We start from the raw sequence: 26,063 nt of genomic DNA, 5'->3' as shown, positions 1-26,063 counted from the left end.
CACCCGAAAACCACGAGTTCAAACCTGGCCAGCGGGTGGTCAGCGGCTCAGATGCCGTGATACGTCAGCCGATTTTCCGACAGCGGCGGGTGTGAGTCCTTCCAGGTCTGGGCGACTTTTAGCGCCAGATCGATTTCCTGCTGGCTCATCGCTTTGCCTAACTCGTCGAGGAACAGCGCGGCGCTATTGTGCAGTTGATACTCCGGCGCCGAGTTCACCACTAGCGAGATCAGCGCGTAACTCAGCGGGTAGTTTTTCTTGTAGCCGTACTCGGGGTCACCGCCAGACTCGCCGTGGCCGAGGGCGAAGCCGTACTTGAGCATGCCGTAGAGATCATTCAGCGCTGCGGTTTTCTCAAGCCATTCACGCCGCAGCGAAGGGAATGTCGTGACTTTCTGGCGATTGGTGTACCAGTTCATCGCCAGCGGGAAATTGACGTGGGCGGCCCTTTCCAGCCACAGATCGATCAGCTCGCCGGCATTTTCGCCCGGCAGCAACAGGCTGCTGTCGCGGTCGTATTCCAGCGCCAGGATGTACATGGCTTCCGGGAAACGGGTACGGGCCGATTGCTTGAGCCACGTGATGTCCTTGGTCAACTCGTACATTTGCAGCAGGGCTTCACCGTCACGCTGCTCGATACGCGGCAGCAGCAGTTGTCGGGCCTGGTCCAACGATTGGCGATCGCCCAGGCGCAGCAAGGCGTAGACATCTTCTTGGGCGGCGGCGAGGCGATACGCGGTTTTCGCCTCTTCGGTGATGCTGCCGTGCTGGCGCCTCAGCACTTCGCCCAAGGCGTATTGGCAGGCGCGGTCGCCGGCCGCAGCGCCGATGTTCAAGTAGCGCTCTGAGGCCTGGAAACTGCCGAGGTTATACAGCTCGATGGCTTTTTTGCGGGCGTTTTCCTGTCGCACGTTCAACTTGGCGATCAGCGCGGTCAGGCTGTTGAGCAGGTTGAAAAAAGCAGTCAGGTCATCAATGTTGGTGTGCATGGTCAATACCTTTGTGTGCGGTGATGGAACTTGCCATCAGGGTATTGGCCGATGAACGGCTGTGTGCGGTACATAGATAGTGCACTTGCCGTTGCGCGATGCGGCACACTCTGGCCAGCAACCGCCATCCGTTGCGCCGATTACCGCCAACGCCGCCAGTTGTGAGCCCTGCCATAATTGCGGCTTAATCCATCTCTGTTTGACTTGCCGTTTTTCGGCTCAGGGAGCTCCCATGCACGTACTGGTTTGCGAAGACGATGAGCTGATCGCCAGCGGCATCGTTGCCGGTCTCACCGCGCAAGGTTTGACCGTCGAGCACGTCGCTACCGCGTCGTCGGCGCGGGCGATGCTCAAGGTCGCGGAGTTCGATGTGATGGTGCTCGACCTCGGTCTGCCGGACGAGGACGGCCTCAAACTGCTGCAGCAACTGCGCCACAATGGCCTTGAGTTGCCGGTGCTGATCCTCACCGCGCGCGATTCGGTCACCGACCGCGTTGACGGTTTGCAGGCCGGCGCCGATGACTACTTGCTCAAACCGTTCGACCTGCGCGAACTCGCCGCGCGCCTGCACACGTTGCTGCGGCGCGTGGCAGGGCGCAGCGTCAACCTGATCGAACATGGCGCCCTGACGTATGACCCGAGCAGCCGCGAAACCCTGCTCGGCGGCAAGTCGATTGACCTGTCGCGTCGCGAGCAGGCGCTGCTGCAAGCACTGCTGCACAACCGTGGCCGCGTGTTGTCGACCGAGCAGTTGAAGGACAGCGTCTACGGCTTCAATGACGAACTGGAAAGCAACGCGCTCAACGTGCATATCCATCACCTGCGACGCAAGCTCGGCAACGGCATCGTCGAAACGGTGCGCGGTCTGGGTTATCGCCTCGGGCCTGCGGATGGCGGAGAGCAACCGAAGTGATGAGCCTGCGTTTACGCCTGAGCCTGACCCTCGGCGCCGCTTTTGCGCTGATCTGGGCGCTGGCGGCAGCCTGGATGCTCAGCGACCTGCGCAACCAGATGATGTTTTCCCTCGACCAGCGCCTGGTCGCCTCGGCACGCATGGTCGCCGGGCTGATGGAGCAATTGCCGAAGTTGCCGACCAAGGGCGAAGGCACGCATTTCAGCGCCGAACAATTGAACGTCCCCGGCGGCATGGCGTGTCAGGTCAGTTCCCTGCGTGGGGAAATCCTCGCGCGCAGCCATACCGATCCGCAACAAACCCTCGAAGCCGAGAAAATGGGTTTCCACGATCAGATGATCGACGGCGCGCCGTGGCGCAGTTTCACCCTGGCGCGCGGCGATTTGCGCATCACCACGGCGGATCGGCAGATCGAGCGTGAAGCCTTGAACATGTCGATCCTGCTGGCCGCGTCGGTGCCGGTGGGCGTCGCATTGCTCGGTTGCCTGTGCCTGCTGTGGCTGGGCATCGGCCAAGGTTTGGCGCCGCTTAATCGCATGCGCGACGCGCTGATGCGCCGCAGCGCCGATTCCCTCGAACCCTTGCAGATCCAACCGTTACCGAGTGAATTGCAACCGTTGCTCGACACGCAGAATCAGCTGTTCCAGCGCATCGGCAAAACCATCGAACGCGAGCGACGCCTGACCGGTGACGCCGCCCATGAACTGCGCAGCCCGCTGACCGCAATCAAAACTCACCTGCAAGTGGCGCGCATGACTGACGGCCCGGCGCGCGATCAATCGTTGGCGCGCGCCGAAGAGGGCGCCGATCGTTTGCACCGCACGCTGGAGCAATTACTGCTGCTGGCGCGGGTCGAGGGCAGCTTGTCGTTCGATGACGGCGTGCAGTGCAGCGCCGAGCAAGTGGCGAAACTGGCGATTCAGGATGCCGGCAGCGGCGATCGCCACCGCATCAAGTTTCAGTTGCCGAGCACGCTTTCCGCCGCGCCGGTGCAAATGCCCGCGGTGCTGTCGATTGCCGCGCTGCGCAATTTGCTCGACAACGCTTTGCGCCATACGCCGAGTGACGGCAACGTGGAGTTGAGCCTGGAAACCACCGGCAGCCATGTGCGATTTGTCGTCCGCGACCACGGGCCGGGGATTGCTGAAGAAGATCTGCAGCACCTGACCCAACGTTTCTGGCGCAATGGCCAAAGCACCGGGTGCGGCTTGGGCCTGGCGATTGTGCAGGCGATTGTTCAGCGCTGTGCCTGCACGTTGCACTTCGACAGCCGCCCGGATGGCTTGCGCGTCGAACTGACCATGCCGTTGCAAGCGATCTGACAAACAGCGCACCTCCGGGAATCGGGTTGCACATCAAATGTAACTTCTCTCCATTGGCCATCCACGCGCTGTCGGGGCTATCTTTCCGGCAGCTTCGACTCAATGGATTGAGGGAACAGTGCCATGGATGCATCTCTGCACATCTGCAAGGCAACAGCGGCCGACGTCGGCATCATCAGCCGCATCGTCGAGCGTTCGATTCGCTTGGGTTGCGCGCTCGACCACCGCAACGATGCGCAAATCGTCGCTAACTGGACGCACAACAAAAGCGCCGAGCACATCCAGAACTGGCTGGCCGACCAACGGTTGCACCTCACCGTCGCGGTACTTCAAGACAAACCAATCGGCGTCGGCATGGCGGCCACCAATGGCCAGATTGCCTTCTGTCATGTGCAGCCGGAATGCTTTCGGCGTGGGGCCGGACAGGCGCTGATGCACGACCTCGAAGCCTGGCTGCGCCTTCAGGGCTTGCCTGCGGCACGCCTCAACAGCACCGTCGCCAGTGAAGCGTTTTTCCGGCGCCTGGGTTATTGCGTCAGTGCGCAGACCTTCAACGTGGCCGGGTTGTGCGCAATCCCAATGCTCAAAACATTGGCACCGCCCTCATAGAAAGCTGATCGCGGGTCTAAATCCTCAAGCCTCTGATGCGTTTCCAGAACAGGAAAACCTGCAAGTGCGCCCCGTCACCGGAACGCGCGCCTGCCCGGTGTGCAGTTTTGGTCACTATTCACAGCGTATTGAGGGGTCGAGAGATGTCAGTCGCTACCAGCCTTATCGAAGATCAGCCGGCCCGGGTTGCCCCGACGCCTGCCGAGACGCTTTACCAGTTCAACGAATCGCCATTGCTGGCTCGGCAAAACCAGCAGGAATCGAATGCTCGCAGCTACCCGCGACGGATTCCGCTGGCACTCAAACGCGCCAAGGGCATTTATGTCGAAGACGTCGAGGGCCGCCGTTTCATCGATTGCCTGGCGGGCGCCGGCACGCTGGCGTTGGGGCACAACCATGCGGTGGTGATCGAGGCGATCCAGCAAGTGCTCAGCGATGAATTGCCGCTGCACACCCTCGACTTGACCACCCCGGTCAAGGATCAATTCGTCCAGGACCTGTTCGGCCTGCTGCCGCCAGCCTTGGCCGCCGAGGCGAAAATCCAGTTCTGCGGACCGACCGGCACCGACGCCGTCGAAGCCGCGTTAAAACTGGTGCGCACCGCCACCGGCCGCAGCACGGTGTTGTCATTTCAGGGCGGTTATCACGGCATGAGCCAGGGCGCATTGAGCCTGATGGGCAGCCTGGGGCCGAAAAAGCCGTTGGGCGCGTTGCTCAGCAGCGGTGTGCAGTTCATGCCGTATCCCTATGATTACCGTTGCCCGTTCGGCCTCGGTGGCGCGCAAGGGGTGCAGGTCAACCTCAACTACCTGGAAAACCTGCTCAACGATCCCGAGGCCGGCGTGCAACTGCCAGCGGCGGTGATCGTCGAAGTGGTGCAGGGCGAGGGCGGCGTGATTCCGGCGGACCTCGACTGGTTGCGCGGCTTGCGCCGTATCACCGAACAGGCTGGCGTGGCGCTGATCGTCGATGAAATCCAGAGCGGCTTCGCCCGTACCGGCAAGATGTTTGCCTTCGAGCATGCCGGGATCATTCCTGACGTCGTGGTGCTGTCCAAAGCCATCGGCGGAAGTTTGCCGCTGGCGGTGGTGGTTTACCGCGACTGGCTCGACACTTGGCTGCCGGGCGCACACGCCGGCACGTTCCGCGGCAATCAGATGGCCATGGCTGCCGGTTCGGCGGTGATGCGTTACCTCAAGGACAACAACGTCTGCGAACACGCCGCCGCCATGGGTGAACGCTTGAGCGAACACCTGCGCATTCTGCAGCGCGACTTCCCGCAGTTGGGCGACATTCGTGGTCGCGGCTTGATGCTCGGCGTCGAGTTGGTCGACCCGACTGGCGCGCCGGACGTGCAAGGCCATCCGCCAGCGTTCGGCCGTCTGGCGCCGCTGGTGCAGCGTGAATGCCTGAAGCGTGGCTTGATCCTCGAACTCGGCGGCCGGCATGGCGCGGTGGTGCGGTTCCTGCCGCCGCTGGTGATCACCGCTGCTGAAATCGACCGCGTCGCCGAGATATTCGGCCGGGCCTTGGTCGCAGCGACCGCCGGCCTGTAAATTTTCCGATGGCCCGAACGTTCTTTCTACATACCGGCTGCGCATGCCGCGCAGCCCACCCCTACAGCGATGGAGACACACCATGACGTCAGTATTCGACCGCGAGGACATCCTTTTTCAGGTCGTGGTCAACCATGAAGAGCAGTACTCGATCTGGCCTGACTACAAAGCCGTGCCACAAGGCTGGCGCACCGTGGGCAAAAGTGGCCTGAAACAGGAATGCCTGGCCTACATCGAAGAAACCTGGACCGACATGCGCCCGCTGAGCTTGCGCCAGAAGATGGACGAGCAGGCGGCTTTGACCCACTAAAGTCACCGCGTAAAAAAAGCCCGCTGAACCGATGAGGTCAGCGGGCTTTTTTGAATCTGGGACTTGTGTCGTCTGTCAGGCAGTCTTCGCGGGCAAGCCTCGCTCCTACGGGAGATTGCGGTAGCCGTGTGGGAGATTGCGGTTCACCTGTGGGAGCGAGGCTTGCCCGCGAAGAACGATAACGCGGACTATCTGACGTTACGCGCCACTCAACCCTTTAATCACCAAATCCACATTCCCTTCCAACTCGGCCACCGGATCCGCCGCATCGGTGCTCAGCACCACCAAACGGCTTCCCGATTCGCTAATGACCGCTTTCACCGCGTCCGACGGCTGACGATGATGCAGCACCACCGCGACGTCGTTGTCCTTGAGCGTTGCACCGAGTTTCTGCAAATCTTGCGGCGTCCACTCGGCATCCGGCCGCGCATCGACGCCGACCAGTTCCAGGTTGAGGCCGCCGATCAGGTAAGCAAAATGATCGCTGAGACTCATCACCGTCAGGTTGTCGGCACTCGCCAGGCGCGCTTCGCTGTCGGCGCTGAACTTGAGCAGACGCTGTTTCAACGCCGCCAGATTCGCTTCGATTTTCGGCTTGGCGGCGGGCGCCAAACGCACCAGATCGGCGGCCATCACGTCCGCCATGCGCCCCATGTTGTTGCTGGAAAACCACGGCTGACTGTTCAGGCCATCGACCTTGTTGCCCGGTTGCACGGCAATGCCGGGCAGGGCGCCGTCGACCGGGCGCGCGGCGTCGACTTCGACGATGCGGATATTGCTGCGGCGGGCAATCGGGTACAGCGGATCATCCGACCACAACGAGCGCAGGCCGATCACCGCATCGGCGTCGGTCGCCAGTTTTGCCAGCGCCGGCGCGCCACGTCCGGTGAAGTAAGCGGTCTGGCGGCTGCCCGGCAAGTTGCCCGGCGCCGCACGTTCGAGGCTGACATCGGTGCCCTTGAGCAACACTTCGCCCAAGCCGTAAGTGATCGGCAACGACGCCAGCACGCGCAATGGCTTGGCGGCGTCCGCTGCAAAGGAGGTGTTGACCAGCCCGCACAGAGCGACGGCGAGGGTCAGTTGACGCAAATTGAAAGACATTTATCCGAGATTCCCTTTCAGGCTAGGAACGACGCCGCGCGCAATGGCGGACAGGGCGAAAGCGATACCGGCGACCAGAATGATCGCGGCACCGGACGGGATCGGCAGGTCGAAGACGATTGGCGCAAGAATGCCGCACAGGGTACTGACCGTGGCAATCGCCACCGAACACCAGAAAAACCCTTTCAGTGACTGGCTGAGCAACCGCGCGGCGGCGGCCGGAATCACCAGCAACGCACCGACCAGAATCGCGCCGATGACTTTCACCGCCGCGACGGTGATCAGTGTCACCAGAATCACGAACAGGTAATCCAGGGTCTTCACCGCGACGCCGCGCACCGCCGCCAGTTGCGGATTGAAACTGGCGAGCATGATGCGGTTGTACAGCGGCAAGGCCAGCGCCATCACCAGTGAACCGACGATGGCCAGCACCAGCAGGTCATTGCCATTCACCGTCAGCACTGAACCGAACAGCACGTTTTCCAGAATGTGCACGTTGATCTTGCCCGCGAGAATCAGCAGCAGGCTCGCGCCGAGTGCCAACGACACGGAGAGGAACACCCCGATCAAGGTGTCCGGCGCCAGCCCCGTGCGGTTGCGCAGGTAATTGAGCAGGATGCCGAACAGCAAGCAGTAGCCGAACAGGCTGCCGTAAGGCCCGGTGTACGGTTCGCCGAGCAAAATGCCCACGGCGACACCGGTCAGCGCCGCGTGACCGACCGCTTCGGAGAAAAACGCGAAGCGCTTGACCACCACCAGCGTGCCCAGGCCACCGAGCACCGGGCCAATCAACAGGCCGGCGAGCAGCGCGTTGACGACAAAGCCGTAGGCCAGCGCTTCCGGCAGATAACCGGACGACGCCCAACCCTGAACCATCAAACGAAAGGCTTCATAACTCATCAGACAGCGCTCCGTGGATGGGTCGAAAACAGGGTGAGCAAACGGTCCGGGGTCAGTGCCTGCTCCGGCGTGGCGTCGAACAACACGTGGCGATTGAGCCCGGTTACCCGGTCCGCCAGGCGCTTGACCGCTTCCAGGTCATGCTCGATCCAGAGCACGGTGATGCCGCTCTGGCGCCAGTCGGCCAAGAGCCGTTCGAACACGCGAATGCCGGCTTCATCGAGGGCCGACATCGGTTCGTCGAGCACCAGCAATTGCGGGGCGGGGATCAACCCTTGCGCGAGCAATACACGCTGGCGTTCACCGCCGGACAGCGCGCCCATGCGCCGTTTGCGTTTGTCCTGCATGCCGACCCGTTCCAGCGCTTCGCCGATGGCCGCTGCGTAATGTTTGCTCAACCCGAGGAACGCCGGGCGGCGCTGACACATCGCTGCCATGAAATCGTCGATGGTCATCGGCAAGCCACGATCAAACTCCAGCGCTTGCGGCACATAACCAATGGTGCCGGGCGCGCCGGGCCATTGCAGGCTCAAGCGGCCCTGATGCGGCATCTGTCCAAGCAAGGTCTTGATCAGCGAACTCTTGCCGCCACCATTCGGCCCGACCAGAGCGTGCACGCTGCCGGGCTGCACCTGGAAGGTCACCTGATCGAGGATGACTGTGCGTCCGAGGGTCAAACCGACCTGCGCGAACTCCAGCGTCGGCCCGTAAACCTGTGGGAGCAGGCTTGCTCCTGTTGGGAAATCTGTTGTGCCGAGGGTTTCTTTTGCCGTCATGCGCCCGACTCCTGAATCGCCCGGACCACGGTGTTGAGGTTGCCGGTCATCTCTTTTTCGTACTTGTCGGCGGTGTATTCGCCGTAAGAGATGTGCGACAGCGGGTACAGCTTGACCCCGGATTCGCGCTGAATGGTGTCGACGTACGAGGAGGGGAAATCCATCTCCGAGAAGATCACTTTGACGTCCAGTTCACGCAGTTGGTCGATAGTTTTTTTCAATTGGCTCGGGCTCGGCTCAATGCCGTGGGCCGGTTCGACCACGGCGGTCACTTCCAGGCCAAATTCGCGCAGCAGGTAGTCATAAGCGGCGTGGACCGTGGCAACCCGCAGTTCGGCGTTCGGCGCTTCAGTCAGTTTGGCCAGGGCATCGGCGCGCATCTGGCGCAGACGTTTGCCGTAAGCGCGGGCGTTTTGCGTGTAGGTCTTGGCGTTGTCCGGGTCGAGTTTGCCGAGTTCGCGGGCGATGTTGTTGACCTGGGCAATCGAGGCGCTGATCGACAGGAACGTGTGCGGGTTGACGACTTTGCCGGCACCGCGCGCGGCGACGCCAGTGGCGGCCAGCAGTGGTACGTTTTCGTTGGCTTCGATCACCGCGACGTTGGGCGTTTCGCTGGCAGCGATCATGCGGTCGGCGAAGTCATCGTGACCGACACCGTTGAGCACCACCACGTCGAGCCCGCTGATGCGCTTGATGTCTTCGGCGCGCGGCTCATAGGCGTGGGGGTTGAAACCGGCCGGGATCAGCGGCACCACTTCAGCCTTGTCGCCGACGATGTTCGCCACGTAGCTGTAATAAGGGTGCAGCGTGATGCCGATGCGCAGGCGTTTGGCTTCGTCGGCGCTGGCCAGCGGTGCCAACAGACAGGCGAGCAAACCAACCAGGGTCAGGCGCAAAAATGAACGTAGAGATGAAATAGGCATGGGAAAGCGGTCTTCTCTCGGGTGGAGGCGAGGGGTCAGTGCCGATGCTGGCGGGTTACGCCGGCATCGAATTGCGCGACGATCTGCTGCCAGCCAGCGCTTTCCAGCGCGGCGTCAGTCAGGTCAGTCGGGGCGGCGAGGGATTTGCCGCGATGCAGCCACACGTCCGGCGCGTCATCGTCAGCGGTCAAGCGCATCAGGAATGAGCCGGCGACATCGGGCGACTGGCTCTGGCCGAAATAGGCTTTGGCCTCCAGCAACTGCCAGGCATGGCTGCCGCGACTGACCGAACTGGCGTCCTGGGCAAACGGCGCAAAACCTTCCTCGGCCAGCACTTCGGGGGTCGGCAGCGCGGCTTGTTCCTGGCGCAACAGATGAATCTCGTCGAGTGTCACTCGCAGATCGGCGTAAATGCCTTGCTCGGACGCGCTCAAATCGCGGCGCGCGTCGAGTTGATGGCTGTTGACGCTGCTGACTTCCTGCGACTCATGGCGCCAGGCGACCACCGATCCGGCAACCGCCAGGATCATCAGGCACAACAGCAGCACATACAGCGTTTCATGCCCGGCGCCGGCGGGGCGCACGACTTGGGTGGTCGGAGTAACGCTGGTGGCGTTGCTTGTGGGGAGGGGGCTGCTCATGCTTACGGGGCCTCGATGTCGGCTTGGTCAATCTCGACCACGTGACCCGGGCCGGCATCGAACAACACGTAGAATTCGGCGCCGGGTTTCTTGAAGGTCAGCGTCGAATCGCTGCCGAGCTTGCCCGGTACCAGAATGGTTTCGTCGTAGCCGATCACGTCCAGCGTTACCCCCGGTGCGCCGCTGCCGTCGGAGAAACCGCCGGTGCATTTGATTTGCTCGGCATCAATCGCCTTGCATTCGCACATCGGGTTGTGGGCCAGGGCGCTGGCGCTGAACCCGGCGCTCAAACCGGCACACAGCACCAGCAGCGCGGTGCGCAGTGGGCGGATTACGTTGATCATGGTTTGCCTCCTTGTTTGTTCAGCCAGGCGATGGTGGCCGGGGATGCCTGGCTCAGTGGGATCGAGGCCTGGTGCATCGAACCGTCCCAGCCCTCCATGGTGATCCACAGCTCGGCATCGGCTTTGGTTTTGACCGGCACCGGCAACGAAGCGCCCATGCGGTACGGCGTGCCGAAGAAAATCACCCCGGCGGCGCGCAGGCTGCGCGGCTTGCCGATGCGCAGGTAAGTCGCCTTGACCTGTTCGACGCAACTGCTGCACAGCGCCGCATTGAAGCTTTTCAAGTAGCCGGCCGGACCGTCCGGGCGCGGCGCCTCATCGCGTAATTCGGCGAGGCGCATGCTCCACGGACCGACTTTGATCTCGCCGATTTCGTGTTCGCCGAGGCCGGCATCGCCGCGAAACAACGCCGCATCGGCAAAATATTTCGGCATGAAACCCAGCGGGATCAGCAGCAACAGAATGTTCAGGTGGAAACGCCATTTGTGCCACAGCACGCTCAGGCGTGAGCGTTGCGGGGCGGCGATGACTTTGCTCACAGGCTGGCCTCCGAGGTTTCACGATTGACTTGCGCGGTGGCAATGCGGTTTTTTTTATGGCTGCGCTTGAGCGCATTGGCGGTAGCGAGGGCGGTACGTTTGGTCCAGATCAGCAAGCCGCTGAGGACCATCATGCTCAGCAGCAGGCCGAAGAAGAACCAGATCAGCTTGACCCACAACCCACCGAAATCGCCGGTGTGCAGTGGACGCATGGATTCGGTGACGAACTCCAGCGCGTTACGGTCCGACAACAGTCGCGAAGCAGCGATTTCACCGTTGAACGGGTTGATCGTCGCGCTTTGGAACATCAGCGGATACCAGCCACGTCCGGAGATGTCGAGGTGGCTGTAGCCATTGCCTGGCAGGCTGACCGAGCTGGCTTCCAGTCCGGGGATTTTTTCCTGGGCGATTGCAATGGCGCGGTCCAGGTCGATGCGCGGCGGCGGCGAGCCATCTGCCGAAATCGGCACGGCTTCGCGCGACATCGCTGGAATCACCGGGGCGCTGGAAATGGAAATCTGGTTATCGAACAGCAACGCCTGAATCAGGAACCAGGTGCCGGTGATCGACATGACCGCAATAAACCAGATCGACCAGATCCCGCTGAGACGGTGAAAGTCGCCCCAGAAAATCCGCGCGCCGTGACGAAAGCGCAGGGTCGGCTTGAAAAAGCCCTTCCAGAATTTCTTGTAGACCACCAGCCCGGTAATCAGCGAAACCAGCAGCGGCAAGCCGAGGAACGACACCAGATACCAGCCCCAACTGAAACCGTTGGTAAACGGCACCAGCCACCAGCCATGCAAGGCGCGGGTGAACGCGCGGAAATTGAATTCCGGTTCGGGGCCCTGAATGACCCCGGTGTACGGGTTGACGTAAACCGTCACCGTGCGCCCGTCGGGATAGGCGACGTCGACATCGAGGGCGAAGTGCGACTCGTCGGGACGGTTGATCGATTCAACCAGAAGCTGCGGTTCGGCTTGCTTGATGGCGGCAAGGACCTGGTCATAACTGAGCAGCGGGGCGTCGTCCGACGGTTGGCTGGCGCGCATTTGCGGGCTGGCCAGCCAGACGATTTCCTGGCTGACGACGGCGAGCGTGCCAGTCACACAGACGATCAGCACAAAAAACCAGATCGGCAGTGCCAGCCAGCTGTGCACCAGAAACCAGATTTTGGAGCGGGATTTCTTCGACATTTTTGGAGGTCTTGGTTCGATGAAGGGGTCTCTACTGCGGGCTTCGCAGCGTGGTGAACCCGGAAAAGTCCGGCCGTGGCTTTTGCCTACGCGGGCAGACTGCATCTATATGAGACGCATGAGCAACGAAAATCCTGATGCAGATATGAAAGCAAATGTTTCGCGTTTCCATTTTCAGAAGGTTTTGCTGGGTTGGGCGCACGGTGGGTCGTTTGGATTTGCGGTGGAGGTGAGGACGCTATCGCGAGCAAGCTCGCTCCCACAGGAGTTGGCGTTGAACACACATTTTGTGTGCGCAGCCCTCCCTGTAGGAGCGAGGCTTGCCCGCGAAGAGGCCCGATCAGGCACTAAACATCTCGAACATCTCAACCCTGCTGAAACATCTCCCTGGCCCGCTGCTCAATCTGCTCCTGCGTCAAATCCTCCTTGCGCGTGGCGAGAAACCACATGTGCCCATACGGGTCTTTCAACGTCCCCGAGCGGTCGCCGTAAAACTGATCCTTGACCTCGGACACCACGGTGCCACCAGCGGCAATCGCCTGTTGAAAGGATTTGTCGACATCGTTGACATATAAATGCAGGCCCACGGACGGCGAGTTGTCGGGATTGCTCAACGGGCCTTGATCGCACGGCGTGCCGAGCATGATCGGGCAGTCGCCGATGCGCAGTTCGGCGTGGCCGATGCCGCCGTCGGGCATCGACAGGCGCATCACTTCCGTGGCGCCAAAGGCTTTTTTGTAGAACTCGATGGCCTCGGCGGCTTTTTCGATGCCGAGGTAGGGCGTGATGCTGTGATAGCCCTCGGGAATGGGTTTGACGCTCATGACGAATCTCCCTTTTGTTGGTGATTTGAGTCGTGCTGATTTGAGTCGTGCTGATTTGAAGGGTGCTGATTTGAAGAGTGCTACAGCGCGACTTGATGCCGAATAACTATAGGCCAGCGCCATTTCGGCGGACGGGGGCCCGACGAGCAGCAATGCTGCCGACCATAGGTTTTGACCTTTCGGGCGCTTTCGCGGGCAAGCCTCGCTCCTACGGGGGATCAGTCAGCGCCAGAAATCAAATGCGCCCCCGGCCCTTGCTCCCCGAGCACATCGCCAAAATTGCGCAACGGGCATGCTTGCATCGACAGACAGCCGCAACCGATGCAGCCGTTCAGCCGGTCGCGCAACAGGGTCAATTGCGCAATACGCTCATCCAGTTCGCGGCTCCATTGCGCCGACAACACTTGCCAGTCCGCCGCTGTCGGCGCGCGGTTGTCCGGCAACGCTTTCAGTGCCTCGCCAATCTCCGCCAGCGGAATGCCCAAGCGCTGGGCAACTTTTATCAACGCGACCCGGCGCAGCACTTCGCGCGGATAACGGCGCTGATTGCCCTGATTGCGATAGCTCTTGATCAAACCTTTGGTTTCATAAAAGTGCAGCGCGGTCACGGCCACGCCGCTGCGGGCGGCGACTTGGCCGACAGTGAGTTCCTTGTGCAGATTTTCCGCAGTGATCATGATGAAAAGCCTCTTGACCTCTAGTTAACTTGAGGTTTTACCCTGCAGGCCTTCGGATCGCAAGGTCCGGTTTACCGGTCAGTGGGGACTATTTATGCGCACGCCAGTCATGCAGACGTCAGTCATGTACACGTCAGAGAAAAATCGCAGTTTCACCCAATTGATCGAATTCGAGATCGAGCCTCATCAGCAACCCGCGCTCGTCTCGGCGCTGTCGGCGCAAACCGAGCGTCTGGCGCAGGATTTCAGCGGCTTTTTAAGTGCGAGCATTCAGGCCAGCGACGATGGCCGGCGGGTGCTCAATTACCTGCAATGGCAATCGCGCGAGGCCGGGGAAGCGGCGTTTCAGCGCTTCGAAAGCGGCGAGCAGGATTTCTGGCAATTGATTCGCGCGCACCAGGCAAAAACCGTGACGTTCGGTTCATTTCAGGTATTGCACAGCCTGGAGCGCAGCCACGACAACGCGCTGCACTGCAATCTGGTTCTGTGAAAAAGCAGGTGCCGTAAGCCAACCGTCAGATCGACAACTGCATCAAGCGCTCGCCCTGCACATTCTCGGTGGGCCGGCGCTTGTTCACCGCCAGTTCGCCGATCTTGATCAAACGCGTGCGCGTGACGTTGCGGCTCAAACCGAGCAGTGCGGCGGTGTGCACCTGGTTGTAATGGCTGAAGCGGTAAGCGGCGCGCAGCAAGGCGTCTTCGACTTTTTCATGCAGCGCGCCGGCCTGTTCCTCGAAGAGTTTCTGGAAAGCACGGTCGAGCAGCGCTTCCGGCGAATCATCGACGTTGCCGTGGTGATCGTCCTGACGCTCGATGCGCATATTCGACAGGCGCAAATCGTCGCGTTCGATCACGCCGTTGCGGCAGATCAGCAAGGTGTGGTGGATGACGTTTTCCAGTTCGCGGATATTGCCCGGCCAACTGTAACTGCGCAGTTTCAGCTCGGCCTCTTTGCTGATCGTGACGGTGCCGTAGCCGAGGCGCTGGCTGTAGGCTTCGACGAAATGCCGGGTCAGCGGCAGGATGTCGCCGGGGCGATCGCGCAAGGGGCTGAGTTCGAGGCTGACGACGTCGAGGCGGTAATACAGGTCCTCGCGAAAATGCCCGGCATTAATGGCTTTTTCCAATTGCACGTTGGTCGCCGCCAAGACGCGCACGTCGATCGGAATGCTCTTGCGCGAACCCAGCCGCACCACTTCGCGCTCCTGCAACACGCGCAGCAACTTGACCTGGATCGCCATCGGCAAATCACCGATTTCATCGAGGAACAAGGTGCCGCCATCCGCCTCTTCGAACCAACCGGCCTTGGCACTCAGGGCACCGGTGAACGCGCCTTTTTCGTGGCCGAACAATTCCGCTTCGACCAGCGATTCGGAGAACGCGCCGCAGTTCACCGCCACGAACGGCCGGTTGCGCCGGGCGCTGAGGTTGTGGATATGCCGCGCGACGAGTTCTTTGCCGGTGCCGGTTTCACCGATGATCAGCACGCTGGCTTCACTCGGCGCGACTTGTTGCAAATGCGCGAGCAAGGCCTGGGATTTCGGGTCTTCGAACACTTGCGCGGTGGCACGGATCGACGTGGCAAGGGCGGGCGAGGGCGGTAGGGTCAGCAGTTGCATGGCAGGCTCCATGAAGAGAAGGTCAGGAATAGAAAGTCGGAATCGGCAGGGACTGGTTCAGCGCCCAATCACCCAGTTCATGGAGTTTGTAATCCACCGGGTCGTGCAGGGTTTGCGTGCGCAGGTTGCGCCAGTGCCGATCCAGCCGCAGCGAGGCGTGGGTCGAGCGCGCGCCCGTGACTTCGAACAAACGGCTGCACAATTCCAGACCGTTGCGCGTGGCGGCAACCTTGGCCGTGGCAATCGCTGTGGCCAAGTGTCCGCGTTCCTCGGCGCTGAGGTTCGGCCCTCTGGCCCAAGCTTTGTCGAGCAGGTCGGCCGCGCGTTCGACCAGCAACCGCACGCCTTCGAGGGCGACCCAGAATTCGCCGTAATGGCCTAGCACGTAAGGGTCTTCGCGCACGTCGCGAGCGCTGGATTTATGCCAGGGCCGGGTTTCGGTGAGGGTGTATTGGCGCGCTTCCTCGAAAGCGCCTTCGGCGATGCCGAGGAACATATGGGTGAAGGTCAGTTGCGCAATCAGCGGCCGCAAGCAGGCGAACGGCGTGCTCAACGGCCCCGGATCGAGGAGCAATTCCGACTCTTCGACCCGCACGCGTTCGAAAGTGGCGCTGCCGCTGTCGGTCTGGCGCTGGCCCATGTTGTTCCAGTCGTTGTGCAGAGTGATGCCGCTGCGACCGCTGGGGATCGCGGCGATCAACAGCTTGCCGCCAGCGCTTTCATCGACCGCCGAAGCGATCAGCATCTGCGAATCGCTGGCGCCGGAGCAGAAGCTTTTCTTCCCGGAGAACTCGCGCCAGCCGCCGAGGTTTTTCACCACGGTGCGCGTATCCAGCGGATTCAGGGCGTTGCCCCAGAACCAGTTTTTGCGCGCAGTCTGTTCGAACCACGGCTGCCACTGTTCGGGTTTGGCGAACAGGCGCACGGTGGCGAGCATCAGGTGATGGAAACCGAAGACGTGGGCGATTGAACTGTCGACCTTGGCGAATTCGCGCACCACGCTCAGGGTTTCGCTCCAACTGGCGCCGAGGCCGCCGTACTGGGTCGGAATGCTTAGCGCGAGCAGGCCGCTGTTGCGCAATGCATCACGCTCGGCTTTGGGCGTACCGCCGCGTTCGTCGCGCTCGACGGCAGTCAGGGCAAAATCTGCCGCCAATTGGCGGGCGGTTTGCAGGGGAGATAACAGGGCGCTTCGTGGTTTGGCCGTCACGCGAATTTCCTTTTATGTACGACGTCCCTCGTAGGAGCGAGGCTTGCCCGCGAAGAACGGTAACGCGGTCCATCAGATACACCGCAGTGCCTTCTTCGCGGGCAAGCCTCGCTCCTACAAGAGCTGCGTGGGTCAGGCCGTGGCTTTGCTCGGCAATACGTCGTTGGCGATCATTTCGCCGAACGGCCCAGTGAGGTTGGTCACGCCGCGCCCGGCCAGGCTCGCATACGGTTCCGGCAGCAACGGGAACACCAGTTCGGCAAAGCGATAGGCTTCTTCCAGGTGCGGATACCCGGAGAAGATAAAACTCTCGATCCCCAAATCCGCGTACTCCTTGATCCGCGCCGCGACTTGCTGCGGATCGCCGACCAATGCGGTTCCGGCACCGCCACGCACCAGGCCGACGCCGGCCCACAGGTTCGGCGAGATTTCCAGATTGTCGCGACGCCCGTCATGCAACGCCGCCATGCGCCGCTGGCCTTCCGAGTCGAACCGCGAAAACGACTTCTGCGCCGCAGCAATGGTCTCGTCGCTGATGTGCTCGATCAGTTTGTCCGCAGCTTTCCACGCTTCTTCCGCCGTTTCGCGAACGATCACGTGCAAGCGAATCCCGAACTTCACCGTGCGCCCGTTGCGCGCCGCACGCTCACGCACATCGGCGAGTTTTTCGGCGACGGCGGCCGGTGGTTCGCCCCAGGTCAGGTACACGTCAACCTGTTCGGCGGCGAGTTCGTGGGCAGCTTCCGAAGAACCGCCGAAGTACAACGGCGGATAGGGTTTTTGCACCGGCGGATACAACGCCTTGGCGTTTTGTACCTGCAAGTGTTTGCCTTCGAAATCCACCGATTCGCCCTGCAACACACGGCGCCAGATCTTCAGAAATTCGTCGGTGACTTCGTAGCGTTCGCTGTGATCGAGGAAGATCCCGTCGCCACGGTTTTCATCGGGATCGCCGCCGGTGACCACGTTGATCAGCAAGCGGCCATTCGACAGGCGATCCAGGGTCGCAGCCATGCGCGCCGAAACCGTCGGCGAAATGATCCCCGGCCGAATCGCCACCAGATAGCGCAAGCGTTCGGTCAGCGGCACCAGCGCCGATGCGATCACCCACGAGTCTTCGCAGGAGCGCCCGGTGGGAATCAGTACGCCGTGGTAACCGAGGCTGTCGGCGGCCTGCGCCACTTGTTTCAGATAGTTGAGCGTGACCGGGCGCGCGCCTTGGGTAGTGCCCAGGTAATGGCCGTCGCCGTGAGTCGGCAGGAACCAGAAAACATCCATGAAGAGATCCTTAAGCGATTTTCAGCAGATTTTTGGGGTGCACGCCGAACAGCGGCGCGGCGCGTTCTGCAGCAAGACGAATGCGGGCCTTCAAGGGCTCACTGGTGATCTGGTAATTGGCGAAATCGGCCTCGGTGGCGTACACGCCAATCGGCAAGGTCAGGGCCTGGAAGAAACTGAACAGCGGCCGTAACTGATGATCGAGCACCAATGCATGCCGTTCGCTGCCACCGGTTGCGGCCAGCAGCACTGGCGTATTGATCAGCGCATTGAGGTCGATCAGATCGAACAGATGCTTGAGCAGGCCCGGATAAGAGCCGCGATAAACCGGCGCGGCGACGATCAGCAGGTCGGCGCTTTCGATGGCTTGCAGCTCGGCTTCGATCTCGGCGCTGAGTTCCTGGCGCGACAGCGCGGCGCCGAGCGGGCGGGCAATGTCGCCCAGTTCGATCAATTTGCTCTCGATCGGCAACTGCTCGGCCAGTTCGGCCAACAGCGCCTGGGTCAGTACCAAGGTGCGCGACGGGCGCCAGGTTCCGCCGGAGAGGGCAACGACTTTCAGTGGACGCGACATGATCAGTTCCTTTTTAAACAGTTGCTCAGCGAGCAGTGACTAGTCACTGGGTTGGAGCAAGACCTGTACCAATCCTTCGCAGCCCGTATTTGCTGGGCTTCGAGCGCCATATTCGACGCAGACTGTGCGATTGGCGGGGCTGTTTGTTGAATGACTGTTGCCTGGCAAACAGTTGCGTGGGCAACAGTGCGTGCGGCGATGGGGTTGTTATAAAGGTTTGCCTTTATTCCTCAAAAGATCATTAACGGATATTTATAGATCTTTAATGAATATGTGATCTTTTGTTTCCGCTGGCCGATACCCACTATCGAGAGCGTTGATTTCTGCCAATCGCGGGCCGGGCGTAGCCTTCACCCATCGCCAAACATCAGATTGCCAGGACGCTCGCCATGAACCGCTTACTCACCGCTTCCCTGTTGCTCGCCATCTCCGTTCTCGCTGGATGCGCCAGCCATGTTTCCCCCGAGCTGCGCCCCTACACCGCAGAAGAGACCAGGGAGTTGGCAATGGAAGCGCTGAACCGTCGCGGTTTGTCCTTCGATGAATACCACGCGAAAAAAGCCGAATTGCTCGGCCAGCCGCAGAAGACTTTCGGTTTTGATAGCCAAGGTGAAATGAGCGCCGAACGTGCCGTACACCTGCACGGTCGTCCAAGCTGAGCCGCAACTGTACTGTTCGAACTTTCACCCAACTGTCCGTGGGTTTCGCGCAAGCCGTGCGCTAGGGTCAATGCCTGACTGACCCTGACGGAAATGCCGCCGATGACCCTCTCGCTCGACTTGCTGCTGGGCTTCGCCCTGTACGCCCTCGTAACCTCGATCACTCCTGGCCCGAACAACACGTTGTTGCTGGCATCGGGCGTGAATTTCGGCTTTAACCGGACCATTCCGCACATGCTCGGGATTACCTGCGGCCTGTTTGTCATGGTGGTTGCAGTGGGTTTCGGCCTGGGCACGGTGTTTCAGAACTATCCATTGCTCTACGCGGTATTGCGCTACGTCGGCGCCGCGTATTTGCTCTATCTGGCGTGGAAAATTGCCCATTCTGGGCCGGTCGCGGAAGGCGAGCGCGGCGAGGGCAAACCGATCAGTTATCTCGGCGCGGCAGCGTTCCAGTGGGTCAATCCCAAGGCGTGGATCATGGCCATCGGTGCCATCAGCACCTACACGCCGATGCAGGGTTATTTCACCAATGTGCTGGTGATTGCCGCGGTTTTTGCCTTGATCAATTTGCCGAGCGTCAGTGTCTGGGTTGCCTGCGGCAGGCTGTTGCGCAACGTCTTGCGCGATCCTCGCTGGTTGCGCCTGTTCAATTGGGGCATGGCGGCGTTGCTGGTGGTTTCGCTGTATCCGTTGTTGCTCGAAGGCTTTAGCTGATGCATTGCTTCAACCGGTTGGCCGATGCCTGTTAAGCTCGCCTTCGGGAGCGTTCCTACGCACTTTGAAGAGAAGTCGTATTTCTTTAACAGCATCCGCTCAGGTATTGCTGGCGTCTGCGCACCGCTTACCTGATTCCGGAACACGCTCTGCGAGCCTTTTTATGAATAAACGTCCGTTGTATTTCGACTACGCCGCCACCACGCCGGTGGACGAGCGAGTCATCAAAGTCATGGTCGAGTGCCTGGGTTTCAACGGCAACTTCGGCAACCCGGCTTCCAGCTCCCATGCCTTCGGCCAACAGGCCCGGCAATCGGTCGAGCAGGCGCGCCGGCAAGTAGCCGAATTGGTCGGTGCCCACGCGGATCAAATCGTCTGGACTTCCGGCGCCACTGAATCGAACAACCTCGCGCTCAAGGGTGTCGCCCAGGCGCGAGGTGTGTCGGGCGGCCACATCATCACCAGCCAGATTGAACACAAGGCGATCCTCGATACCGCGAAACAATTGCAAGACGCCGGCGTGGCGGTGACTTATCTGGTCCCCAATGCCGAAGGCCTGATTACCCCGCAAGCGGTCAGCGAAGCATTGCGCGACGACACCTTTTTGGTGTCGCTGATGCTGGTCAATAACGAACTCGGCACCGTCAACGACATTCCGGCGATTGGCCAGGTTGTGCGTAATCGTGACGCGCTGTTTCACGTTGACGCCGCGCAAGGCGCAGGCAAAGTCGCGATTGATCTGGCCGAGTGGTCGGTCGACCTGATGTCGTTTTCCGCGCACAAGATCTACGGCCCCAAAGGCATCGGCGCGCTCTACGTCGGCCCGCGCGCACAACAACGCTTGCAGGCGCAGATCCACGGCGGCGGGCATGAAGGCGGGTTGCGTTCCGGGACGCTGGCCACGCACCAGATCGTCGCCATGGGCGAAGCGTTTGCGTTGGCCGCCAGTCTGTTCGACGACGAGAAAGCCACCATCGCCCACTTGCGCGAGCGCTTGCTCGAACAACTGCTCAGTCTCCCCGGCGTGCGCCTCAATGGCAGCGCCACCCAGCGCATTCCGCATACGTTGAGCCTGACCTTCGGCGAAGGTGAATTCAACGTGACAGCGCTGGGCCATTCGATTGCGTTTTCCGCGACCTCGGCGTGCAATTCCGCGAGCAACGCACCGTCCCACGTGTTGTTGGCGCTGGGGCATGACGCGCGATCCGCCGGGCGCACCATTCGTTTGAGCCTCGGCCGTTTCACCACCGAGCAGGATATCGACCAAGCCGTCCAACTGATTAAAACGGCCTGCACCAGCGCCCCGGCGTTCTGGCAATAGGCCGTTAAAGCGCCGACTCAGATCGGCACTCAACAAAAATGAATGACCAAGTGGTTAGCAGGAGAAATGATGAGTACGCAGCCTTTGACCAACGGATTGGTGCCCCAGCGCCTGGCGCAAACCCGCGAGCTGATGAGCCGGGAAGGCATTCATGCCTTGCTGGTGCCGTCGGCCGACCCGCACCTCTCCGAATACTTGCCGGGTTACTGGCAGGGCCGGCAATGGTTGTCGGGCTTCCACGGTTCGGTCGGCACCTTGATTGTTACGGCGGATTTCGCCGGCGTCTGGGCTGACAGCCGTTATTGGGAACAAGCGAGCAAGGAGCTCAAGGGCAGCGCCATCGAGTTGGTCAAACTGCAACCGGGTCAACCCAGCCCGCTGGACTGGCTGGCCGAGCAAACTCCTGAAGGTGGCGTGGTTGCCGTCGATGGCGCAGTCATGGCCGTGGCTTCGGCGCGCACGCTGGGCAGCAAACTCGAGGAGCGCGGCGCACGCCTGCGCACTGACATCGACCTGTTGAGCGAAGTCTGGAGCGACCGTCCAAGCCTGCCCAATGAGCCGATTTATCAACATTTGCCGCCGCAAGCGACCGTCAGCCGTGGCGAAAAACTCGCGCAGTTGCGCAGCGTATTAAAAGAACACAACGCCGATTGGCATTTCATCGCCACGCTCGACGACATCGCCTGGCTGTTCAACCTGCGCGGCGGCGATGTTTCGTTTAACCCGGTGTTCGTTTCCTTCGCGTTGATCAGCCAGGACCAAGCGACGTTGTTCGTCGCGCTGAGCAAAGTCAGCGCCGAACTGCGCGCGATCCTTGAACAGGACGGCGTGACCCTGCGCGATTACAGCGAAGTCGCCGAAGCCTTGCGCGCGGTGCCGAGCGGTTCGAGCCTGCAGGTCGACCCGGCGCGCGTCACCGCCGGTTTGCTGGATAACCTCGACAGCGGCGTCAAACTGTTCGAAGGCTTGAACCCGACCACACTGGCCAAATCGCAGAAAAGCCTGGCCGATGCCGAACACATTCGTCAGGCAATGGAACAGGACGGCGCGGCGCTGTGCGAATTCTTCGCGTGGCTGGAGTCGGCGTGGGGGCGCGAGCGCATCACCGAACTGACCATCGACGAACACCTGACCGCCGCGCGCATGCGTCGCCCGGATTATGTGTCGTTGAGTTTCAACACCATTGCCGCGTTCAACGCCAATGGCGCGATGCCGCATTACCACGCGACGGAAGAAGAGCACGCGGTGATCGAGGGCGACGGCTTGTTGCTGATCGACTCGGGCGGCCAATACCTGGGCGGCACCACCGACATCACGCGCATGGTCCCGGTCGGCACCCCGACCGAGGAGCAGAAGCGCGATTGCACCCGCGTGCTCAAAGGCGTGATTGCCTTGTCCCGCGCGCATTTCCCTCGCGGCATTCTCTCACCGCTGCTTGACTCGATCGCGCGCGCGCCGATCTGGGCCGAAAGCGTTGATTACGGTCACGGCACCGGGCACGGCGTGGGTTATTTCCTCAATGTTCACGAAGGCCCGCAGGTGATCGCCTATCAAGCGGCGGCCGCGCCACAAACCGCGATGCAGCCGGGGATGATTACGTCCATCGAGCCTGGGACTTATCGTCCGGGCCGTTGGGGCGTGCGGATCGAGAATCTGGTGTTGAACCGCGAGGCCGGCAAAAGCGAATTTGGTGAGTTCCTCAAATTCGAAACCCTGACCCTGTGCCCGATCGACACCCGTTGCCTGGAGCCGTCGCTGCTGACGCTGGAGGAGAAGCAGTGGTTCAACGGCTATCACGCTGAAGTGCGTGAACGCCTGAGCCCGCTGCTCGACGGCGCTGCGCTGGAATGGTTGAACACGCGGACTGCGGCAATCTGATGGATTGGCATTCAGGCGCTGCTTTCAGCGCCTGATTTTTTCCGAAAGACCTCAGCTCAGGGCTTCGCGGACAAAGTCCAGGCGGTCCTGTCCGAAGAACAGCTCATCACCGACAAACATGCTCGGCGCACCGAACACGCCGCGTTGCACTGCCTGTTCGGTGTTTTCTTTCAGTACGGTTTTGATCTGCTCATCGGCAGTCAGGGCCAGCACTGCATTCGGTTCAAAGCCGTTTTCAGTCAACACGGCTGCGACCGTAGCCGGATCATCAAGGTTGCGACCCTCGACCCATAACGCGTTGAACAGACAATCGATGAAGGCCTGAAAGCGTTCGGGATGGCGTACTTGCATGCCGGTAACGGCGCGCATCAGCATCAGCGTATTGATCGGAAAGTGCGGATTGAATTTCAGCGGCACGTCATATCGCTGAGCGTAGCGATCCAGATCCTTGAACATGTAGCGACCCTTCGCCGGGATCATCGCCGGTGAAGCATTGCCGGTGGCTTTGAACACGCCGCCGAGCAGCATCGGTTTGTAGACCAGTTGGCTGCCGGTCTGCGCGCAGATGTTCGGCAGTTGGGTGTAGGCGAGGTAGGTGGCGGGGCTGCCGAGGTCGAAGAAAAACTCCACGGTTTTGCTCATCGTCGATGCACTCTGCTGGGCTGTTTTGGCTGTTTTGGCTGTTTTGGCTGTTTTGGATGTAGTCAGTTGTCGTTAGCTGTCGTCGCGAGGCGCGGGGTTACCAGCGTTCATTCCAGGGGCGCAGGTCGAGTTCGAAGGTCCAGGCGTCGCGTGGCTGGCTGTGCAGGTACCAATAGTTTTCGGCGATGTGCTCGGGGTTGAGGATGCCGTCGTCTACTTTGGTCGCGTATTTTTCCGGGAAACTGTTGCGAATGAAGTCAGTGTCGATGGCTCCATCGACCACCACATGCGCGACGTGAATGTTCATCGGCCCCAGTTCACGCGCCATGCTTTGCGCCAAAGCGCGGATGCCGTGCTTGGCCCCGGCGAACGCGGCAAATCCGGCCGCGCCGCGCAATCCAGCGGTGGCGCCGGTAAATAGCAGCGTGCCGCGTTGGCGTGTGGCCATGCGTTTGGCCACTTCGCGCGCATTGAGAAATCCCGAGAAACAAGCCATTTCCCAAATCTTGAAATATTTGCGGGCGGTTTCTTCGAGAATGCTGCACGGCACGTTGGCGCCGATGTTGAAGACGAATGCTTCAATCGGGCCGATCTCGCTTTCGATCTGCTCGACCAGCGCGATTACATCTTCTTCCTTGCGCGCATCGCTGGCGAAACCATGCGCCTCGCCGCCGCTGGCGTTGATCGCATCCACCAGTGGCTGGAGTTTATCGGCGCTGCGCCGGGTGACGCAGGCAACGAAGCCTTCCTGCGCAAAACGCTTGGCAATCGCGCCGCCAGTGGCATCACCTGCGCCGACAACCAGTACGACCTTCTTGTTATTCATGGGCTGATCCTTTGGTAAACGCTCTTGGCAGAACGAACGTTAGGTCAGGATCAGCCGGCAGTCGACCGTTTACTTGCAGATGACGATCATGCTGCGACTGGTATAACCGGCAGGGTTGAGCCCGAAAGGATAGTCACCAGGCTCCTCCACCGAATCCCCCGACTTGGCGATGACCTTGTAGCTCTTGGGCGCACACGAATTGGCGGCGCTGGTGTAGCACTTGTCCCAGGAGGACGAGAGGCCGGAACAGTTGATGTGCAGCCCTTTCTTGCCGTGCTTGACCTGGGTCTTTGAAGTCGCCGCGCAGCCTGCAATTGCGAGTACGGCGATCAAAATCAAAATTCGTTTCATTACTGTCCTTATAGCGGCCCGGATCTGGCGCCCGGGTCTGGCTGCGTTCGCTTTCACTTTCAGCTGATGCGCGTTGTTATACCTGTCTGAAACTCTCCCAATGCGGCATCGAGTAGCGCGGGTAAACATGGCCTAAATGAGCGGCAAATACCAGAGCTTCGTCAAATCCGGTATCAATCTGCTGCGACGGCGGGTTTGGCGTTGCTGCCCATGGTCAGTGTCGCTCCAACGGAGGCAAGAATGATGCAGAGAATGGCCATCCACTGTGACAACGAAAGGTATTCGTGGAGAAACAGCAAACCCGAGAGCGCACCGAACGCGGGTTCGATGCTCATCAATGTGCCGAAGGTTCGTGCGGGCATTCGCGTCAGGGCGACCATTTCCAAGGTGTAGGGCAGGGCGGTGGACAGCACGGCGACCCCAATGGCCACCGGGATCAGCGAAGGAGTGAGCAACGCGGCGCCAGCGTGGACGATGCCGATCGGTGCAACGAACAGTGCGGCGATCATCACGCCCAACGCGGCGGTTGTGACGCCGTTGTCGGCGCCGGCCTTCTGCCCGAACAGAATGTACAGCGCCCAGCACACACCGGCGCCGAGTGCGTAACCGGCGCCCACCAGGTCAATTCCGGCGGATGTCGCGCCGGTGGGTATCAATAGCAGCAAACCGACGGCGGCGAGCGCGATCCACAGGAAGTCGATGGCGCGACGCGAGGCGTAGATCGCGACGGCCAATGGGCCGGTGAATTCCAACGCTACGGCGATACCCAGCGGAACGGTGCGCAGGGACATATAGAAGAGGAAGTTCATTCCGCCCAATGCCATGCCGTAGATGATCACAGTGCGTAGTGACTTGGCGGTCAGCGTTGCTCGCCATGGGCGCAGGATCAGCAGCATGATCACGCTGGCGAAAATCAGCCGCAGGGTTGTGGTCCCTTGCGCGCCGACGATGGGGAACATGCTTTTGGCCAGGGATGCCCCGGACTGGATCGATGCCATGGCTATTAATAGAAGGCCAACCGAGAACAGGGTGGAGGCAAGCGTGCGGGGTTGGTCATTCATTGCGAGGCGTCGTCCGAGGCAGTAGGCGAATTATGATGTTACGTGTGGGCAATATACTGCGCACTCGATAAGCCGGCGTCTATATAAAGGAGGTTTTTAGCCGATTTGATTGAAACAGCAAATCAGCGCTTGACGGCAGAATCTGGAAGTCTATAATTCGCCCCACTTCCGGCGCAGTCGAAACGGAAAACTCCTTGGTAAACAATGAGTTGCGAAGGTTTCGGCAGTGAGTTGCTTCAGTTCATCGAAGCGCGAAAGGGGGTTGAAAAAGAGGGGTTGACAGCAGCGAGTAACGCTGTAGAATTCGCCT

General features: G+C 60.8%; 30 protein-coding genes. 11 read left to right on the top strand and 19 right to left on the bottom strand.

The annotated features are described in order from the left end of the window. Positions 1-47 precede the first annotated feature (47 nt). Positions 48-989 (bottom strand): sel1 repeat family protein, encoded by a 942-nt coding sequence (locus tag FBY12_RS23340; protein WP_145256282.1) that lies wholly within the window; start codon positions 987-989, stop codon positions 48-50. 232 nt (positions 990-1,221) lie between these two features. Between FBY12_RS23340 and FBY12_RS23335 the strand changes: the two genes are divergently transcribed. From FBY12_RS23335 to FBY12_RS23315, 5 genes are all read left to right on the top strand, one after another. Next, entirely contained in the window at positions 1,222-1,902 is a 681-nt protein-coding gene (locus FBY12_RS23335) for a response regulator (protein ID WP_121731447.1), read from the top strand. After that, a complete protein-coding gene (locus FBY12_RS23330; protein WP_121731446.1) occupies positions 1,899-3,224 on the top strand; it encodes an ATP-binding protein in 1,326 nt (441 codons plus the stop codon). Before FBY12_RS23335 ends, FBY12_RS23330 begins: the two co-directional genes overlap by 4 nt. Before the next feature lie 123 nt (positions 3,225-3,347). Beyond that, positions 3,348-3,833 (top strand): GNAT family N-acetyltransferase, encoded by a 486-nt coding sequence (locus FBY12_RS23325; protein WP_145256279.1) that lies wholly within the window; start codon positions 3,348-3,350, stop codon positions 3,831-3,833. 143 nt (positions 3,834-3,976) lie between these two features. Next, a complete protein-coding gene (locus FBY12_RS23320; RefSeq protein WP_092279657.1) occupies positions 3,977-5,389 on the top strand; it encodes an aspartate aminotransferase family protein in 1,413 nt (470 codons plus the stop codon). Positions 5,390-5,471: 82 nt separating this feature from the next. After that, positions 5,472-5,699, top strand: a complete 228-nt coding sequence (locus tag FBY12_RS23315) for an MbtH family protein (protein WP_121731443.1) — start codon at positions 5,472-5,474, stop codon at positions 5,697-5,699. A gap of 198 nt (positions 5,700-5,897) precedes the next feature. On the opposite strand, the gene FBY12_RS23310 is transcribed toward FBY12_RS23315, so the two are convergent. The 9 genes from FBY12_RS23310 to FBY12_RS23270 form a co-directional block, all read right to left on the bottom strand. Further along, positions 5,898-6,800 (bottom strand): metal ABC transporter solute-binding protein, Zn/Mn family, encoded by a 903-nt coding sequence (locus FBY12_RS23310; RefSeq protein ID WP_145256276.1) that lies wholly within the window; start codon positions 6,798-6,800, stop codon positions 5,898-5,900. Beyond that, entirely contained in the window at positions 6,801-7,700 is a 900-nt protein-coding gene (locus FBY12_RS23305; RefSeq protein ID WP_092279663.1) for a metal ABC transporter permease, read from the bottom strand. Next, a complete protein-coding gene (locus tag FBY12_RS23300) occupies positions 7,700-8,476 on the bottom strand; it encodes a metal ABC transporter ATP-binding protein (RefSeq protein ID WP_256663348.1) in 777 nt (258 codons plus the stop codon). Before FBY12_RS23300 ends, FBY12_RS23305 begins: the two co-directional genes overlap by 1 nt. Then, positions 8,473-9,399 (bottom strand): metal ABC transporter substrate-binding protein, encoded by a 927-nt coding sequence (locus FBY12_RS23295; RefSeq protein ID WP_145256273.1) that lies wholly within the window; start codon positions 9,397-9,399, stop codon positions 8,473-8,475. Before FBY12_RS23295 ends, FBY12_RS23300 begins: the two co-directional genes overlap by 4 nt. Positions 9,400-9,434: 35 nt before the next feature. Further along, on the bottom strand, positions 9,435-10,040 hold the full coding sequence (locus FBY12_RS23290; protein WP_145256270.1) for a DUF6162 family protein: 606 nt from the start codon (positions 10,038-10,040) through the stop codon (positions 9,435-9,437). A 2-nt stretch (positions 10,041-10,042) separates the two neighbouring features. Further along, positions 10,043-10,384 carry a hypothetical protein gene (locus FBY12_RS23285; RefSeq protein WP_145256267.1) on the bottom strand — a complete coding sequence of 114 codons (342 nt, stop codon included), beginning with the start codon at positions 10,382-10,384 and terminating at the stop codon, positions 10,043-10,045. Beyond that, the gene (locus tag FBY12_RS23280) at positions 10,381-10,923 is read right to left on the bottom strand and encodes a thiamine pyrophosphate-binding protein (RefSeq protein ID WP_101206986.1); all 543 of its coding nucleotides are present in this window, start codon (positions 10,921-10,923) and stop codon (positions 10,381-10,383) included. Before FBY12_RS23280 ends, FBY12_RS23285 begins: the two co-directional genes overlap by 4 nt. Then, positions 10,920-12,116, bottom strand: a complete 1,197-nt coding sequence (locus tag FBY12_RS23275) for a PepSY domain-containing protein (RefSeq protein WP_145256264.1) — start codon at positions 12,114-12,116, stop codon at positions 10,920-10,922. Before FBY12_RS23275 ends, FBY12_RS23280 begins: the two co-directional genes overlap by 4 nt. Before the next feature lie 365 nt (positions 12,117-12,481). Further along, complete coding sequence (locus FBY12_RS23270) at positions 12,482-12,940, bottom strand: VOC family protein (RefSeq protein ID WP_145256261.1); 459 nt, start codon at positions 12,938-12,940, stop codon at positions 12,482-12,484. Here FBY12_RS23270 and FBY12_RS28230 point away from each other — a divergent pair. Then, entirely contained in the window at positions 12,924-13,046 is a 123-nt protein-coding gene (locus FBY12_RS28230) for a pentapeptide repeat-containing protein (protein ID WP_145256258.1), read from the top strand. The two genes, FBY12_RS23270 and FBY12_RS28230, sit on opposite strands and share 17 nt — an antisense overlap. Before the next feature lie 112 nt (positions 13,047-13,158). Here FBY12_RS28230 and soxR read toward each other — a convergent pair whose 3' ends face one another. Next, positions 13,159-13,617 carry a redox-sensitive transcriptional activator SoxR gene (gene soxR, locus FBY12_RS23260; protein ID WP_145256255.1) on the bottom strand — a complete coding sequence of 153 codons (459 nt, stop codon included), beginning with the start codon at positions 13,615-13,617 and terminating at the stop codon, positions 13,159-13,161. A 124-nt stretch (positions 13,618-13,741) separates the two neighbouring features. Here soxR and FBY12_RS23255 point away from each other — a divergent pair, with 124 nt between their 5' ends. Further along, positions 13,742-14,107, top strand: a complete 366-nt coding sequence (locus tag FBY12_RS23255; protein WP_145256990.1) for an antibiotic biosynthesis monooxygenase — start codon at positions 13,742-13,744, stop codon at positions 14,105-14,107. Between the two features lie 25 nt (positions 14,108-14,132). On the opposite strand, the gene FBY12_RS23250 is transcribed toward FBY12_RS23255, so the two are convergent. The 4 genes from FBY12_RS23250 to msuE all read right to left on the bottom strand — a co-directional run bounded on the left by FBY12_RS23250 (position 14,133) and on the right by msuE (position 18,298). Continuing rightward, positions 14,133-15,236, bottom strand: coding sequence for a sigma-54-dependent Fis family transcriptional regulator (locus tag FBY12_RS23250; RefSeq protein WP_121731431.1), 1,104 nt, complete (start codon positions 15,234-15,236; stop codon positions 14,133-14,135). A gap of 22 nt (positions 15,237-15,258) precedes the next feature. Further along, positions 15,259-16,446 (bottom strand): acyl-CoA dehydrogenase family protein, encoded by a 1,188-nt coding sequence (locus FBY12_RS23245; protein WP_145256252.1) that lies wholly within the window; start codon positions 16,444-16,446, stop codon positions 15,259-15,261. A gap of 132 nt (positions 16,447-16,578) precedes the next feature. After that, positions 16,579-17,724, bottom strand: a complete 1,146-nt coding sequence (gene ssuD, locus FBY12_RS23235) for an FMNH2-dependent alkanesulfonate monooxygenase (protein ID WP_092279681.1) — start codon at positions 17,722-17,724, stop codon at positions 16,579-16,581. A gap of 10 nt (positions 17,725-17,734) precedes the next feature. Continuing rightward, on the bottom strand, positions 17,735-18,298 hold the full coding sequence (gene msuE, locus FBY12_RS23230) for an FMN reductase (protein ID WP_121731429.1): 564 nt from the start codon (positions 18,296-18,298) through the stop codon (positions 17,735-17,737). A 389-nt stretch (positions 18,299-18,687) separates the two neighbouring features. Here msuE and FBY12_RS23225 point away from each other — a divergent pair, with 389 nt between their 5' ends. From FBY12_RS23225 to FBY12_RS23210, 4 genes are all read left to right on the top strand, one after another. Next, on the top strand, positions 18,688-18,957 hold the full coding sequence (locus FBY12_RS23225; RefSeq protein WP_121731428.1) for a hypothetical protein: 270 nt from the start codon (positions 18,688-18,690) through the stop codon (positions 18,955-18,957). 102 nt (positions 18,958-19,059) lie between these two features. Further along, entirely contained in the window at positions 19,060-19,674 is a 615-nt protein-coding gene (locus FBY12_RS23220) for a LysE family translocator (protein ID WP_092279687.1), read from the top strand. Between the two features lie 163 nt (positions 19,675-19,837). Next, positions 19,838-20,995 (top strand): aminotransferase class V-fold PLP-dependent enzyme, encoded by a 1,158-nt coding sequence (locus tag FBY12_RS23215; protein WP_145256249.1) that lies wholly within the window; start codon positions 19,838-19,840, stop codon positions 20,993-20,995. A gap of 69 nt (positions 20,996-21,064) precedes the next feature. Beyond that, positions 21,065-22,873 (top strand): aminopeptidase P family protein, encoded by a 1,809-nt coding sequence (locus FBY12_RS23210; protein ID WP_145256247.1) that lies wholly within the window; start codon positions 21,065-21,067, stop codon positions 22,871-22,873. 51 nt (positions 22,874-22,924) lie between these two features. Here the strand turns inward: FBY12_RS23210 and FBY12_RS23205 are convergent, their stop codons facing one another. The 4 genes from FBY12_RS23205 to rhtA all read right to left on the bottom strand — a co-directional run bounded on the left by FBY12_RS23205 (position 22,925) and on the right by rhtA (position 25,753). Further along, positions 22,925-23,515 (bottom strand): 2-hydroxychromene-2-carboxylate isomerase, encoded by a 591-nt coding sequence (locus FBY12_RS23205; RefSeq protein ID WP_145256244.1) that lies wholly within the window; start codon positions 23,513-23,515, stop codon positions 22,925-22,927. A gap of 97 nt (positions 23,516-23,612) precedes the next feature. Beyond that, on the bottom strand, positions 23,613-24,341 hold the full coding sequence (locus FBY12_RS23200) for an SDR family oxidoreductase (RefSeq protein WP_145256241.1): 729 nt from the start codon (positions 24,339-24,341) through the stop codon (positions 23,613-23,615). A gap of 69 nt (positions 24,342-24,410) precedes the next feature. After that, positions 24,411-24,692: a hypothetical protein gene (locus tag FBY12_RS23195; RefSeq protein WP_109520147.1), complete on the bottom strand. Its 282-nt coding sequence runs from the start codon at positions 24,690-24,692 to the stop codon at positions 24,411-24,413. Positions 24,693-24,865: 173 nt separating this feature from the next. Further along, positions 24,866-25,753 (bottom strand): threonine/homoserine exporter RhtA, encoded by an 888-nt coding sequence (gene rhtA / locus FBY12_RS23190; RefSeq protein WP_121731422.1) that lies wholly within the window; start codon positions 25,751-25,753, stop codon positions 24,866-24,868. Positions 25,754-26,063 lie beyond the last annotated feature (310 nt).

The sequence above is a fragment of the Pseudomonas sp. SJZ131 genome (assembly GCF_007828705.1).
Taxonomy (GTDB): domain Bacteria; phylum Pseudomonadota; class Gammaproteobacteria; order Pseudomonadales; family Pseudomonadaceae; genus Aquipseudomonas; species Aquipseudomonas prosekii.
This window is presented reverse-complemented; position numbering and strand designations above follow the sequence as displayed.

Coding starts and splice junctions, on each gene's coding strand:
- FBY12_RS23340 (WP_145256282.1), bottom strand. CDS start 989: ATGCACACCAACATTGATGACCTGACTGCTTTTTTCAACCTGCTCAAC.
- FBY12_RS23335 (WP_121731447.1), top strand. CDS start 1,222: ATGCACGTACTGGTTTGCGAAGACGATGAGCTGATCGCCAGCGGCATC.
- FBY12_RS23325 (WP_145256279.1), top strand. CDS start 3,348: ATGGATGCATCTCTGCACATCTGCAAGGCAACAGCGGCCGACGTCGGC.
- FBY12_RS23320 (WP_092279657.1), top strand. CDS start 3,977: ATGTCAGTCGCTACCAGCCTTATCGAAGATCAGCCGGCCCGGGTTGCC.
- FBY12_RS23315 (WP_121731443.1), top strand. CDS start 5,472: ATGACGTCAGTATTCGACCGCGAGGACATCCTTTTTCAGGTCGTGGTC.
- FBY12_RS23310 (WP_145256276.1), bottom strand. CDS start 6,800: ATGTCTTTCAATTTGCGTCAACTGACCCTCGCCGTCGCTCTGTGCGGG.
- FBY12_RS23305 (WP_092279663.1), bottom strand. CDS start 7,700: ATGAGTTATGAAGCCTTTCGTTTGATGGTTCAGGGTTGGGCGTCGTCC.
- FBY12_RS23300 (WP_256663348.1), bottom strand. CDS start 8,476: ATGACGGCAAAAGAAACCCTCGGCACAACAGATTTCCCAACAGGAGCA.
- FBY12_RS23295 (WP_145256273.1), bottom strand. CDS start 9,399: ATGCCTATTTCATCTCTACGTTCATTTTTGCGCCTGACCCTGGTTGGT.
- FBY12_RS23290 (WP_145256270.1), bottom strand. CDS start 10,040: ATGAGCAGCCCCCTCCCCACAAGCAACGCCACCAGCGTTACTCCGACC.
- FBY12_RS23285 (WP_145256267.1), bottom strand. CDS start 10,384: ATGATCAACGTAATCCGCCCACTGCGCACCGCGCTGCTGGTGCTGTGT.
- FBY12_RS23275 (WP_145256264.1), bottom strand. CDS start 12,116: ATGTCGAAGAAATCCCGCTCCAAAATCTGGTTTCTGGTGCACAGCTGG.
- FBY12_RS28230 (WP_145256258.1), top strand. CDS start 12,924: ATGGGTTTGACGCTCATGACGAATCTCCCTTTTGTTGGTGATTTGAGT.
- FBY12_RS23270 (WP_145256261.1), bottom strand. CDS start 12,940: ATGAGCGTCAAACCCATTCCCGAGGGCTATCACAGCATCACGCCCTAC.
- soxR (WP_145256255.1), bottom strand. CDS start 13,617: ATGATCACTGCGGAAAATCTGCACAAGGAACTCACTGTCGGCCAAGTC.
- FBY12_RS23255 (WP_145256990.1), top strand. CDS start 13,742: ATGTACACGTCAGAGAAAAATCGCAGTTTCACCCAATTGATCGAATTC.
- FBY12_RS23250 (WP_121731431.1), bottom strand. CDS start 15,236: ATGCAACTGCTGACCCTACCGCCCTCGCCCGCCCTTGCCACGTCGATC.
- ssuD (WP_092279681.1), bottom strand. CDS start 17,724: ATGGATGTTTTCTGGTTCCTGCCGACTCACGGCGACGGCCATTACCTG.
- msuE (WP_121731429.1), bottom strand. CDS start 18,298: ATGTCGCGTCCACTGAAAGTCGTTGCCCTCTCCGGCGGAACCTGGCGC.
- FBY12_RS23225 (WP_121731428.1), top strand. CDS start 18,688: ATGAACCGCTTACTCACCGCTTCCCTGTTGCTCGCCATCTCCGTTCTC.
- FBY12_RS23220 (WP_092279687.1), top strand. CDS start 19,060: ATGACCCTCTCGCTCGACTTGCTGCTGGGCTTCGCCCTGTACGCCCTC.
- FBY12_RS23215 (WP_145256249.1), top strand. CDS start 19,838: ATGAATAAACGTCCGTTGTATTTCGACTACGCCGCCACCACGCCGGTG.
- FBY12_RS23210 (WP_145256247.1), top strand. CDS start 21,065: ATGAGTACGCAGCCTTTGACCAACGGATTGGTGCCCCAGCGCCTGGCG.
- FBY12_RS23205 (WP_145256244.1), bottom strand. CDS start 23,515: ATGAGCAAAACCGTGGAGTTTTTCTTCGACCTCGGCAGCCCCGCCACC.
- FBY12_RS23200 (WP_145256241.1), bottom strand. CDS start 24,341: ATGAATAACAAGAAGGTCGTACTGGTTGTCGGCGCAGGTGATGCCACT.
- FBY12_RS23195 (WP_109520147.1), bottom strand. CDS start 24,692: ATGAAACGAATTTTGATTTTGATCGCCGTACTCGCAATTGCAGGCTGC.
- rhtA (WP_121731422.1), bottom strand. CDS start 25,753: ATGAATGACCAACCCCGCACGCTTGCCTCCACCCTGTTCTCGGTTGGC.